At 66.3% G+C, this 13,557-nt stretch carries 8 protein-coding genes; 2 read left to right on the top strand and 6 right to left on the bottom strand.

Annotated elements, in window-relative coordinates:
• Together SPDO_RS03520 and SPDO_RS03515 are read right to left on the bottom strand one after the other, a co-directional pair.
• On the bottom strand, window positions 1-4,266 hold the full coding sequence (locus SPDO_RS03520; protein WP_088366014.1) for a rhamnan synthesis F family protein: 4,266 nt from the start codon (window positions 4,264-4,266) through the stop codon (window positions 1-3).
• 62 nt (window positions 4,267-4,328) lie between these two features.
• Entirely contained in the window at window positions 4,329-6,239 is a 1,911-nt protein-coding gene (locus SPDO_RS03515) for a glycosyltransferase (protein WP_088366013.1), read from the bottom strand.
• 99 nt (window positions 6,240-6,338) lie between these two features.
• On the opposite strand from SPDO_RS03515, the gene SPDO_RS03510 reads away from it, so the two are divergent.
• Window positions 6,339-7,421, top strand: coding sequence for a hypothetical protein (locus SPDO_RS03510; protein ID WP_088366012.1), 1,083 nt, complete (start codon window positions 6,339-6,341; stop codon window positions 7,419-7,421).
• Between the two features lie 55 nt (window positions 7,422-7,476).
• A complete protein-coding gene (locus SPDO_RS03505; RefSeq protein WP_088366011.1) occupies window positions 7,477-8,364 on the top strand; it encodes an FkbM family methyltransferase in 888 nt (295 codons plus the stop codon).
• A 10-nt stretch (window positions 8,365-8,374) separates the two neighbouring features.
• On the opposite strand, the gene SPDO_RS03500 is transcribed toward SPDO_RS03505, so the two are convergent.
• From SPDO_RS03500 to SPDO_RS03485, 4 genes are read right to left on the bottom strand one after another with little or no spacing between them, the layout of a single operon-like run.
• Window positions 8,375-9,664, bottom strand: a complete 1,290-nt coding sequence (locus SPDO_RS03500; protein WP_425441914.1) for a glycosyltransferase family 4 protein — start codon at window positions 9,662-9,664, stop codon at window positions 8,375-8,377.
• Window positions 9,655-10,923, bottom strand: a complete 1,269-nt coding sequence (locus SPDO_RS03495; protein ID WP_088366009.1) for a capsule biosynthesis protein — start codon at window positions 10,921-10,923, stop codon at window positions 9,655-9,657. The genes SPDO_RS03500 and SPDO_RS03495 overlap by 10 nt, the downstream gene beginning before the upstream one ends.
• Window positions 10,920-12,338 (bottom strand): capsular polysaccharide export protein, LipB/KpsS family, encoded by a 1,419-nt coding sequence (locus tag SPDO_RS03490; RefSeq protein WP_158212136.1) that lies wholly within the window; start codon window positions 12,336-12,338, stop codon window positions 10,920-10,922. The genes SPDO_RS03495 and SPDO_RS03490 overlap by 4 nt, the downstream gene beginning before the upstream one ends.
• A 19-nt stretch (window positions 12,339-12,357) precedes the next feature.
• A complete protein-coding gene (locus tag SPDO_RS03485) occupies window positions 12,358-13,533 on the bottom strand; it encodes a KpsE/RkpR family capsule polysaccharide export protein (RefSeq protein ID WP_211279986.1) in 1,176 nt (391 codons plus the stop codon).
• Window positions 13,534-13,557: the final 24 nt, after the last annotated feature.

Genomic DNA, 13,557 nt, shown 5'->3' with positions numbered 1-13,557 from the left:
TCAGACGAACCAGTCGGCCGCACCGGCCCGCGGGGTCAGCTCCAGCATGTCGCGCCGCATGTTCGGCGGCAAGGCAGGATCGTCCGCCAGCCAATCGTTCCACCGAGCGAGGAAGAGCGCCAGCTGCTCGCCCGGCGGCGCCGTGTCACCCCGCGACTTCTTCTCGGAATGGATCAGCTCCGCCATCGGATTATAGACAATGCGATACCCCTGCTGCCGCATCTTCAGGCACAGGTCGATGTCGTTGAACTCCAGTGTGAAGCGTTCGTCGAAGCCGCCGATTGCCTCCATCACGCTGCGCCGTGTCGCCAGCACCGCGCCCGTCACCATCGACACCTCGCGCTGCGTAAGCGCCCAATCCTGATACGTCGGCGCATCCACTTCCAGCCCCAGCCAAGCGTGGGCGCTCGTCCCCATTATTCCGCCATAGATGCCGGCGTGCTGGATCGTGCCATCGTCATACAACAGTCGAGGACCGACGGCGCCCACGTCGCGATCCACCGCAAAGCTGATCAGCGCGCGCAACCAGTCCTGCCGCTTGGCCACCACGTCATCGTTGAGCAGGACCACGAATTCGCTGTCGGCAGCACGCCACAACCTGTTCATCTTCGCGGAAAAGTTGAACGGCTCGCCCGGCGCGCGTGGTGTCTCGATTCGCCGCAGCTCGAATGGCCATGCGTGGTCGGCCCAGGACGGCTCGCCCTCCACGTCATCACCCACCAGCACCGTCAGCCGGTCTGCCGGCCACGCGACACCAGCCAGGCTATGCAGCAGCCGCTCGATATAGCTCCCCTCGCCACCCTCGATCGCGGAACGCCGCGTCGGCACGCACAAGGTGACGTGCGGCCATTCTCTCTCGAAATCGCGCGAAAGCGCCAGCGCCCCGGGCGCACGTCCTTCTGCGATCTGGTAGCCGGCGTAGAGCGGCGACTGTTCCAGCAGCGCGCGCCGCGCCGCTAGCGGCGCCCTCACCCGCCGCTCGCCCTGCACCAGCAGAACCTCGGGGATCCGCCCGATCGACATGCCCTGCTCTGCCGCGCGCAGCACCAGATCGTACAGCGCCGCATCGTCTAGCGACAGTCGCAAACCGCCGAGTTCGTGAAGCGCCGAACCACGTACGAAGATCGGGGCCCCGATGTAATCCTGCGCGGCGAACAGCGTCCGGTCAAACTGCGGCTTCAACCGCACCTGCTCCAGCAGTGTTTCCTCGGCATACGCCACATCGTCGCCATAGAAGATCGCCACGTCGGGGCGCTGTCCGGCGAACCGCGCCAGGGTGTTCGCCGCATGCGGATGCAGGCGTGCCCCGGCCGGCGCGATCGCAAGCCACGCGTCACGATCAGCCGCCACGTCGGTCAGCCCATCGGTTTCGGCGGTCAGCGTACCCTCCGACAGGCTGAGCACGGCAAGCCCGTCGCGCGCCCCGCCCGCGAGCGCCGCCAGGTCAACGCCCGCGCCGGCATCTTCAATCGCCGGAACGGGTTGTCGCACCGGCCCATCGTCGTGAACGACCGCGTCGAGGCTTGCCGCAATGGCGGCCCCCACCGCTTCGGCAGACAGCATCGCTGCCACTCGCGCACGTGCCGCCTCGCCGATCGTCTCGTCGCCGGCATCGATCCGCGCTGCCGCTTGAACCAGCGCCTCGGCCAGCGCCGCCTCGTCGATACGCGCCCATGTGCCGCCGCTCAGGTAATGGCCGAAATCCTCCTCCAGCGTCCACGGCTCTGCCGCGACCGGGAACCCGCAGCTTTGATCGAGGAATTGCGTCGTCCCGCTGTAATCGGTCGCCACCACGATCCGCCCGGCCGCCATCGCTTCGGCGACGGTCAGGCCGAACCCTTCCGAACAATGCGGCGACGCGTAGATGTCGCACGATGCGACGAGGTCGGAAAGCTCATGGCTGCTGAGCGACCGATCCAGCAGGATCACGCCGTCGGTCGCCTCGGCCAAGGCTGCCAGATCTTGCCCTTCGCCCGGTCGATCCATCAGGTGCTTGGTTTTCAGCACCAGGCTCCAGCCCTGCTCCGCCAGCCCCGACGCGGCGAAAGCACGCAGCAATGCGGCCGGGTTCTTGCGCACGAGATAGCTCGCGCCATCGAAGACGTAGAGGATCAGCCGTCGCTCGGTCGACAGGCCCAGCGCATGGCGAATAGCCAGTCGGTCGGCAGTTGCCTCGCCAGCCACCGGCACCACGTGTGGTATCACGTCCACCGGGGCTTGTTTCGCCGCCGCAAAGGCCTGCGCGTTGAAGCCGCTCGGCGCCCAGATCCGGTCCACCGATCCGAAATCCTGCTGCCACGCAGCGGGGAGCTCCTCCATCTCCCACACCCAATAGCCGATCCGCCGCTGCGCCCGGTCGATCTGCGCACGCTGCTCGTCCGTCAGCAGGTGCCAGGAATCTGGGTTCAGATGCACGATCGCCACGTCGGCCGCGCCGTCGAAGTCGAGCACATCATGTGCCGGCCCCACCGGCTTGTGAACGTGAAACGGCTTGCGGATCGGGTGGAGGTTCAGCCGAGCGCCAGCCTGCCTAATGGCCGAGATGATCCCTCGGCTGGCCGAGCCCAAGCCATTGTCGTAGTTCCACGGGCCATAGAATGCCACTTTGTACGGCTTCTGCGGCCGCTCCTCGTCCGGTTCGCTTGGCTTTGCACGTGCCAGCAGCGGAAACCCCGCTGGAGGCAGCGGCTCCTCACTGCGATAGTCCCGCGCCGCCTCGAATGCCTTCATGTCGAACCCTGCGCGCTTCATCTCGCGTGCCAGGCCGTCTGTATTCAGATGCTCGAAGCCATGTCGCAGCAATGAATGCTTGACGAAGGGAAAGCCCGCCGCAAGCAACCGCTTCCAAGCAAACAGCGTCGGATTGCGCGCCTCGTCGATCTTGAAGACACTGTCGACGGTGAAACCTGCCTCGGCAACGCGCCGCGCCAATGGCACTTCGAACGTATTGATGATCGCGTCCTTGTCCGCGATCACTGCAACGGAGTTGACGAAGAGCTGAAAGGCATAGGATTGCAAGAGCGGCGCGCTGACCCGCAGAAAATAGCTTTGCACGTGCCAGCCACGTTCAAGCGTCTCGGTAAGACCGAGCAAGTCGGCCTTGTTCTGCCGCAACTTTTCCATCATCGCTGCGAAGTCAGCCTCGTTGCTTGGCCCGACGATGCTGTCATTGATGATGTACAAGCATTCTGCGCCATGCAATTTCGGCTCAAGCCGTAACATGTGCGCCCAGGCGCCGAAATCATATCCCTTGTTCTCTCGCACCACCGCGCTGGCAACCAGATCGAGCAGGTCGTCGTCTAACGCCACCGGCCGGTCGGTGTTGACCACCAGTGACACGGCAATACCCTGATCGCGCAGCATGCGCAGGAACGGCCGCACAAACGAATGCAGCATCCCCGTGGCGGCATAGGCAACAAAGATCGCGTGCTCGCCGCCGATAGCACCCAGGGTTTTCGGCATGACATAGCGCGCCGTGCTGATCCGCCGCGCGGCGTCTGCTTCCGTCTGTTCAGGCAGGCCGATGATCACCGGCGATCCGCTTAGCGACGCGCCGTTCGATCGCAGCCGAACGTCGACCCATGCTTGATTGCCGCTCAGCGCCAGATGATCGATCACCAGGGTAAAGCCCGACGGTCCATCGGTGTACCCGGCAGCGGCAACATCCGAGCGGACGCGCGTTGCGACGCCGGTGGCAACAACATGGCCGTCCGCATTGACCGCCTCGATCTGCGCCGCGCCGTTAGTCGGGTCAGGCTCCACCGCCCAACCCCGCACCACGCACCCCTGTATTTCATCGACGCTGCCCGCCATGCCCTGCTGGATGGGCTTGGGGCCGGGCGTCGCCTCCGCTTCGGTGGTGGTACCCAGCCGCTCCAATTCGCTTCCGGCCTGCGCATTGCCGTCGATCTGAAAGCTGCGGGTATAATAATGTTCGGCATCCGGCAGACGCCGCATGGATTTCATCAGGTGACCAAGGTTGAGCGCAAGATCCGCGTCATCCGGGTCCAGCCGTTCGGCGCGGAGATACGCTTCTTCCGCCCGCGCGAAATCGCCAGCTTCCTTCAGCGCGTGGCCCAACTGAACCCAGATCGCGAACGAGTCCGGATGCCCACGCAGATATGATCGGTAGTGTTCGGCAGCGAGCCCCCAATCGCCCGCGTCGCGCGCCTTGTCGCCCAACAGCCGATGCTTGCCGTCCGGCGCTGCCCTGGTGTCACCAAAGCCAAGTGCTGCTGCCGCGCGCGCCAGGTAGCTTCGACCCACTGCCTTCCCCCCGATTGGAACGAGTGTTCCGCCTTCGCGGCTAATCGATCCGCTGCCTTGTGTTAAGCCATGTCCGTCGCATGGTGTGGGACACTTTGCCCCTTGTGCGGCCGCCACGGATCGGCCCTGGCACTGCGATCGATGTGCGCCAGTATCTCGCGCATCGTCGGCTCGCGGAGAAAGGCGAAGGGCCGCTCGCCGCGCCGCCAATATGGGCTGACGCCGGGATCGTCGTTCAGCGCGCCACCCCAGCGTTTCACAAGGTCTATCCGCTCCCCTTCGTCCCACGCGATCGCAGCCTGCGTCTCGTTGCGGCCGCGCGTCGCGCCTTCATGGTGGATCGCCTGGATGGCAGGGCAGTAGAGGATCGTCCGGCCCGCATCGCGCAGGCGCAGACACAGATCGATGTCGCTATGCCCGATCATCAGGCGAGCCGCGTCAAAGCCACCCACTTGTTCGAAGTCGCTCCGGCGCACCGCCAGAAAGGCGCCGGTCACGGCGGAGACCCGATGCGGTGAGGTGTAGCGACCACCCGGTCCGCTATCCGGTGCCGGCACGCCGCGCCCCTCATGCTCGGTACCGGTCGGCCCGAAGCCGAAGGCGATGCCGGCGTGCTGAATGGTACGATCCGGATACAGCAATCGCGCACCCACCGCGCCCACGTCGCTCTGCCCCAGCCAATCTTCGACAAGTTCGTCCCAGCCGGCAGACAGCATCTCGATGTCGTTATTGGCAAAGACGATGAGCGGCGCATCGCTGGCCGCTGCGCCTCGATTTGACGCCAGCGACCAATTGAAGGCGGAATCGAACGGCACCACGCGCGCCGTGCCGGCCATGATCAGCCGATCCAGCAACGCCGTTGTTTCCGGCAGCACGCTGCGATTGTCCACTACCACAATGTCCAGTCGATCTGGCTGGCTGGCGGTTGATCGCAGACTCTGGATAGCACGTGCGAGAAGGCGTGCTTCATCGCGGGTGGGAATAACAACGGCGATCCTGCGCCCGCCCTGAGCGGGACTCGCTCCAGTCCTTGCAGCAGGCTCCCCTGGCGTCTCCTCACGCCCCTCGCCGGGCGCGTCTATCCTGCCCCCTCTGGCGACCAGCGGCACTTCGAGCCGCGTCACGAGGACACGGGGCACATGCGCCACCATGCCTCGCCCTGCGGCCGCAAGCAGCGCCGCGCCTCGCGATCCAGCGCCAGCCTGATCCGGCAAGGGGCCGGCCAGCGCGACCACCGCTGGCACGACGCCATGGCTGACCAACGCTTCATCGAACATGCCAAACAGCAATGGATCGGCCCGTAGCAGGCCGAAGTCAGGATCGGCGACGCCGCGGTCTTCATCGGCGAACACCGCCGCCGCGCCAGTTCGTAAAAGCGCGAAGCTGAACCACGCCAGCGCCTCGGGATCGAGCACGGTTCCCGCATCGAGGAGGATCGCATGCTCGCCCGCCACCGGCGAAAAAGCCGCAGAACTCTTGAAATGAATGCGTGGATCGGTGTCGGCGAAAGAGGCGACCGGCCCTTCGCAAATCGCCGCCGGCGCGATCACCCGCGCCGACCAGTCGCCGACCGACTGATCCTGTAGACTGCGCAGCGTCGCCCGAAGAAGATACGGCTCCGTATCGCGTGCATCGACCAGCACCGTTGGCACCGAACTCTTTTCGGACGATGGCGGCGGTGGTCGCACCGCAATGTCGCGACGAAACTGATCGTACGCCTCGATCGGGTAACCAAGGCTGGCGGCGAGCGCTTCGTCGGCGAGCCGCTCGCTCGCAAACGCCTCCGCCACGGCGAGGATCTTGCGCCAGCGTGCAGCACCATCATCGTGCGTCGATTGGCCCTTGTCTATCCGGTCAGTGGCCGGCCGTGCTGCGGGCAACCGCCGCTCCTCGCCCATCGCACCCAATGCGGCGAGTGGCGGAATGATCGGCCGCGTGCTCAGCGAACGGCCCGGCCGTGTCCAGCGAGTCATGATCGATCACCCATGCCGCTGGCATGACGCACGCATTCTCTGCCAGCAAGGCGGTTCCACCGATTGTCACGGCATCTGCCGCTCGCCTAGTGTTCGCGCATGATCGCCCAAACGCTTGACCCCTTCGGCTATTGGCCAGCGCAGCGCAGCCGCATCCGCCCGCTTGGCGGCAAGGACAAGAGCGAGGATTCAAGCTACGTCTTCCACACCTCCTATGTGGCTGCGGCGCCCGGCCCATCGATCGCCGAGATCGAGATAGCAGGGCTGACCGCGGACGTCGGCATGCTGGCAATTCGCATTTTCCAGCATCTGCCCGACGGCAAACCGCCGGTGACCGAGCGCGGCAAGATCACCGTCCTGCTGCCGTCGCTGGCCAAGGCACCACGGCGCATCAGGCTGCCGTTCGAGGCGCTCCCCGGCGCGCTCTATGCCGTCACCGGCTATGTCTACGGCGAGTGTTCGGCGCGGGCCGACGGCATCGCGATCACCATTGCGAGCCGCGCTGGTGAGGACGAGGATCCAGCCCGCAGGCGCAGCCTCTTCGGTCGCCTGAAGGCGCGGCGTGCGAGTGCGATGATCAGCAGCACGGAGCCCCAGCTCGCCTGGCCGGTGTCGCAGGGGTTCACGACCGACCAGGTCGACGAATCCGATTTCAAGCGGCTCGACGCGCAGCTCGCGCAGCACGGATCGGTAAAGGATCGGTGGGAGGCGGCCTTTATCGTGCGCGTGCTGGAAGAATATGGCCGGCTGGAGCCGGAGGCGCGCGGCCTTGCGGCGTCCGCCCATCCAGAGCCAGTCGCCGCCTTCGCCAGCACGGTCGGCTGCGCCATGCAGGCGATCGCCCTACCGCCCGGCGAATCGCTCGATGCCGCCTGTTCCACGCAAGCGCCCGGCAGCGACGGCGTCGGCTTCGACTTTGCCTATACGCGCAGCGACACGTTCGGTGCAGGGGATGTCGCGCGCGCGCTCAAGTTGATCGAGGACCTGCTCGCACGCCTACGCCCCGGCGGGCTCGCGATCGTCATGGCGCAAACCGGTCCGCAGCTCGATCGCCATGGGCTGAACCGAATTGCGCTCGAAATCGCGGCACAGGGCCATTTCACGGCACAGCTGCGCCACGGTAAGACGCCCGGCCCGTTCGGGCTGGTGGTGCGCGCCGCCACCGAAAACATCCTCGCCTGATAACAAAGCGTCGGCGTCATATTCCCGAAGCATCGCCCGGCGGCTAAGAAGGGCAATGCGCTTCCTCGATCATCAAGCAAGCCCGGCGGAAATCCGCCGCCACGGCGAAGCGCTGGGTACCATTTTCGATATCTGGGCGCTGCGTACCGGCGACCGCTGGCGGCACGAGGCGGTGATCCGCGGCCTTTGCCAGACGGCTTATCTGGGCGATCATACCGCCATCTGCCGCATCCTTGGTCGGTACAAGATGTATGTCGACACTCGCGACGTCGGGGTCGCCAGCCACCTGATGCTCGATGGCTATTGGGAGATGTGGAACACCGAGACGATCATTCGGCTGGTGAAGCCCGGCATGACCGTGCTCGATGTGGGGGCGCACTGCGGCTATTTCTCGGTGCTGCTGGCCGATCTTGTCGGCCCGACCGGCAAGCTCCTGTCGTTCGAGCCCAATCCGCCAATGGCCGAGCTGCTGCGCCGTAGCGTAGCGGTGAACGGCTTCGACGGGCGAACGACCGTTCACGAGATCGCCTTGGGCCAGGAACGCGGCACGGCAACACTCGAAGTGCCGAAGAACGAGCCAAAGAACGCCCATGTGGTGCAGGGCAAGGGCGGGCCGGGCACTGTGGAGGTGCCGCTGCGCCGCGCCGACGAGATCCCCGGTGCGCTCGATGCCGACTTCATCAAGATCGATGCCGAGGGCGCCGAGCAGGCGATCTGGACCGGTCTGAACGATATCCTCGCCCGCAACCGCCCACTGACCATTCTGCTCGAATTCGCCGCCGTTCGCTACGCCGATCCCGCGGGTTTTCTGAACCAGATCCTCTCGCACGGCTTCAATCTGGCGGAAGTCGATCTGGTCGGCGGCGTGCAGGGTCGCAGCCCGGCAGACGTGCTGAACGCCTCGCCTCACGACGATCAGATGCTGCTGCTGACGCGAGGCTGACGCAGCCCACCTAGCGGCGTTGATCCGCCACTGCTTCCACCACGTCCAGCACGATATCCATGTGGCGGCTCCACGACATCGGCGCCCAGCCGCGCATCCTCTCGCATTGCGCGGCCCGCATCGGCGAATCGGGCCGGGCGTAATCGAGAATGGTGCGCAGCCATCCTACGCCGTCGAGCGGATCGAGATAATCGGGCAGGTCGCCGCCTGCCTCGCGCAGCGCGCTGATGTCGCTGCAAATCACCGGAACGCCCGTCGCCAGCGCTTCCGCCACCGGCATGCCATATCCCTCCGCAAACGACGGCAGCAGCACCGCACGCGCGCCGGCCAGCAATCGCGTCAGCCGGCGATCGTCGACGTCGGGCTGCTCCACCACATGGCCGCGCAACGCCACCGACCGCTCCAGCAGATCGATCACGTTCTCGTTTTCCCAGCCCCGTCGGCCGATCAGCACGAGGCGAGGCGCCGCGTCACCCATGCTCTCCGCCAGCCGGCGCCAGACGTTCAGGAGCAGCAGGTGGTTCTTGCGTGGCTCGATCGTGCCGATGCACAGGAAGTATGGCCGCTCCGCGTCCTTGCCGGCCAAAGGTGGCAAGGGATCGCTCCACTCGCATCCAAGGTGCGCGACCCGCGCCACGCGCCCCGGCCGGTCGGTAAGGTGCGGTCCCAATGCGGCCAGCGTCGCGTGCGAGTTCGCGATGATGCCGTCGGCCAGCCGGTCGATCGTGCGAAGCCGCCGGGCATGCTGCACCGCGCCGTTGGGCCGCGCAAATTCGGGGTAGGTCAGCGGGATCACGTCATGCACCAGGTTGACGAAGCGCGCCCGCTCGGTCTGGAGGATGCTGCGCACCAGCTTGCCGTCCTCCAGATGATGCGGCGATGCTTGTAGGTACACGCGCTGCCCCAGCGCTACCGGAACGGCGCGCGGGCGCAGCGCAAACAGGTGCCGGATCGCCTGGGTGCGCACGGCGTCGCGCTGCGCCTCTCCGCGGGATTGCCAGCGCGCCTGGGTGAAGGCGAGGAACTGGCGAACCGCACCGATCTCCAGCCGTCCGTAATAGCCACCCGCCGGATGCACCGCCGCAAAGCGCAGTCGATCCGGCACACGGTTCAGCAATTCGACTGCATAGGCATATTCGACCCGGTCGATGCCGGTCGGCGTCAGGTGATAGGCCCGGCTGAGCAGGCGCGACAGGTCGAACACGATCGGCTTGCGCGCCCGGCGCCCATGCCGCCCCGTGCCGGGCAATCCCTTGCTGAACAGCATTTGCGCCGGAGCGCGAAAGGGTTTCAGCGCCAATGCGCGATCCGCGTTACATTGTCGAACGTGGCCGGCGTGGCCGCTGCCGGTCCGGTCAGGCGGGGAATGGCGTTCTCGACCAGCATCGCCAGCCCTTCTTCGCTGAGGAAGCCGCCATGCACCAGCGATCGGTTGACGAACACCCGCCGCACTGCAGCCCATAGATCTGCATCGGGCGCAGACGGGGCGGCCCAGAACTCATCCAGCGCGCCGCGATGCACCACACCCGCTACATCATAGACGGCATGGCCCAGCACGGCGACCGGCACGCCCTGGTTCAGCGCCAGCGTCCCCACCGTGCTGTTCACCATCACCGCTCCCGCGACGTTCGGCAGCAGCGTCGCGATATCGCCGTCCGAGATGTAGAAAACACGATCTTCTACATCGTAATGGCGCGCCAGCGCACGCGTGAGACGCCGCCACGCGACCAGTCCATTGTCCAGCGGGTGACGCTTTACCAGCAGCCGGCTGTGCGCCGGCGCGGTCTGCGCGAAGCTCTTTATAATGAACCGGAGCGCCGCGCGCATGTCGCGAAACGGCGAGTGAACCCGCAGCTGATAGTCCGAATTCAGCTGCAACGGGGCAAGGAAGATCGGGTGCTTGTCTCGCCCCGGCAAAATGGCGTCGAGCGTCCGCTGCGATCGAATGCGCTCGTGATTGCGCGTCGCGCTCCACATGCCCCAGCCCGCCGCCTCCACCATCGCGCTGTGCGGCCGGTGGGTGCGATAGAATGGATAGGCCGGCGCCATCAGCAACGTCGCGGCGAGATGCCGGATCGTTTCCGACGCGCGCCGTTGAAAGCTCGACGGCACGGGATCGTGAACCGGCTCGGGCGGCAGGCGCGTCGCCTCCGCACGGAACCAGGTGGGATCGCGTGGCATGCGCGAATGGCCGTTCACCCCGCCTTCTTCCAGCGTCACGTAATCGGGCCGGATATAGCCCTCTTCCAGTACGTGCACCCGCAGCCCGCGGATCTTTGCCATGCCGTGCGCGCTGGAATGATGCGGGCGACAATCGCCGAACAGCACCACGTCGGTGATCTCATGATCGACGATGAAATCGTCGAAGAATACCGGCCAGTTATGCAGCGTGCCGCGATAATCCACGGCCGGTTCCGGCCAGTCCAGCCAATCGCCGCCGCAAAGATTAATTCGGAACACCGCATGGCCAAGCGCCGACAAGGCGCCACCAAGCCGAGCGAAATAAGAACCGTGCGGCCCTTGCAGAAACAAGAAGCGGCGTCGCGCCTGCGCTGTCATCGCCGCCCCCTCGTCATAAGCCGCCCTGCTGCACGCGCTGCCCCATAGGCACGCCTGAACCCTGTAACGGCGTTGTACGTCGGCTTACCCGTTTTGGCGAGCCGGTCGACGAGAACTTCGGGCGGGCACGGCAGGCCGGTTTCCGGGTCGCAATAGCGCGGCGCCAGAATCAGCGCCGCCGCCACCAATGCGTCGAGCGAAAGACGGCGCGCACGGCGCGACGGCACGGGGCCAAGATCCCGCGTCAGCCCCCAACCGGCGTAGAACGGCGCACCATGCACCGTCACCGGAACCCCCCTCAACAAAGCCTCGAAGCCGGTGAGCGATGACAGCACATGAACCGCATCGACCCGCTCGAGCAGCGCGAGCAGCGATCCACCGGCGCTGATCAGATCCGCCTCGCCCGCACCCGGCACCGCGCCGCTGCGCAGCCCGGCGATCACGTCGGGATGCGGGCGATAGACTATAAAAGCATCGGGCTCGCACGCGCGCACGCGTTGCAGCAAGTCACCCATGCCACCGTCGCTGCTGCGCATCACCGACAGGTCGTCGGCAACCTGCCCGATCACCAGAACGATGCGCCTGCCCGTTGGCAGGTCGGCGTCCATCGTTCCTGCATCGACACCATATTTGCACAAGCGCGCGTCCACGATCTGTGCGCGCAATGCACGCGCACGGTCCAGCAGCGGCGCATCGAAGCTGTGCGTGGCGAGCAACCGCTCTATCTCGCTCTCCTGCCGCGGATCATAATGGATGCCGCCCGATCGATCGACGATGATCGACCATGGCGGCCGGCACTCCGCGCCAAGCCCCGCCGAGCGGATGAAGCCATCTTCCACCTGCCACGCAATTCCGCCGCGCGCCGCCACCTCATCGGCAAAATTCGCCGGTGCACGCGACGGCCAGTAAGTGATCGCGTCTCCCGGTCTGACCGACGTCAGCGCCTGATCAGCCGTCAGAAAGGGCGGCGCCCGCTCGCCGTCCCACAGGAACCGCCCGATCGCCTCGCGCTTCCAACCGCTCATGCCAACCGCGCCGATGATCCGGCGGTTCGCCCGCAGCGCAGACGCCCAGTCAGCCAGGATCCGCACCGCCTCATGCGCATCGCACGCAGCGTTGGTGAAGGGATTGCGATAGGTTGCCGACTCGACCGCGGCAATTGCATCCGCCCGACGATCGGGTTCGCCCGGCGCGCCGGCAATCCAGCGAAGCACCGCATCTTCGTGCGCGTCGCCCCCGACCGGATCGTCGCGCCAGAACGCCCCTCCCACACCGCCGGCGCGCATCGCGGCGAACAGGCGGTCGGGATCCTGAAGGCGGGACCGGCCCGGCATCGAGACGGCGGCCACCGCTTGCTCCATCCAGGGGAACGGCGGCGCGCGCAGCAGCAACGGTGCGCTGGCCGCCGCGATCATCGTCTCTCGCTCGCCCCGATCAGGCGGCATGCTCGCGCACGCCGGCGGCGATCAGCCAGCCGATCGCATAGATCACCAGCAACGCGCACAAAACGGTGATCAGGGTCAAGGCGCGCTTGGGGTAAAGCGACTTCACCGGCAGGTTCGGCTCGACCACGCGCACGACGTACAGTTGCTGCCGCACCGCATTCTGCCGCGCCTGCTGATAGGTCGCGGCCGCCGCCTCATACCTTTTGGCGAGCAGTTCCTGCTGGATGCGCAGCCGCTCATAGCCGCCCAGTCCTTCGGCAATGGTGCTCGATCCACCGGCCAACCGTCCGCTCTGCGCGGCCAGTTGCCCCTCCAGGCTCCGGATCTGCTGGCGCAGCGCCTCGACCTGCGGCCCTTCCGATCCGATCAGCGACTGGGTCGTCGCGAGTTGCGCCCGCGCCGCGGACAGCTCCTGCGACAACCGCGAGACGAGCCCGATCTGCGCCTGCGCCGTGCCCGCTGGATCGACATCGCGCCCGCTCTGGCGGAAACGTGTCAGCCGCGTCTGCACCTCGGCCAGCGCGACCTCGGCCTCGTCGAGCTGCCGCCGCGACAGCGCCACCGCGTCGGAAAAGCCGCGGATATTCATCTCGTTCACCCGCTGCTCGCCCAGCGCCAGCAGCGTTTTGGAAAGATCATACGCGTCCTTGGGGCGAAACGCGCGCGCCTTCAGTGTGGTGATGCCGTTATCGGTGTCGAAGTACACGTCCACCTGCTGCTGGTAATAGCGCAGCAGATACTCCGGCGTGGGATCGGCCACCGTCAGCCGGCTGGCGAAATCGGCCTCGGGCCGGCGGAACAGCGCCACCAGGTTCAGGCGCTTCTGCAGCGTGGACACGACATCGTGCGACGTCAGGTAATCCGCCACGCTCTGCGCCTCGGTAGAGGCAGCACCAGCCCCCCCGCCGCCGCCGAAGCCCAGCGCGGCGGTAATCCCGCCGACCGACGGCGTCGGGTTGCTGCCGCCTTGCGTGCGCACGATGAAATGCGCTTCCGACACATATTGGTCGGACGCGAGGCCATAAAGATAGGTTGCGAGCAGCAGCGTCGGCGCGACCACCGTCAGGACGAACCACTTGTGCCGCTTCCACAAGCGACGCAGGCGCGTGCGCAGCGGCGGTGCAGCTTCGACTTCCGCCTCGGCCGGCGTCATGAAACCGTGCACGCTCTTATTTCCCCCTGTTCGTCC

The sequence above is a fragment of the Sphingomonas dokdonensis genome, from assembly GCF_002197685.1.
Taxonomy (GTDB): domain Bacteria; phylum Pseudomonadota; class Alphaproteobacteria; order Sphingomonadales; family Sphingomonadaceae; genus Sphingomonas; species Sphingomonas dokdonensis.
The sequence above is the reverse complement of the archived record's forward strand: the minus strand, read 5'-3'. Positions and strand labels throughout refer to the sequence as shown.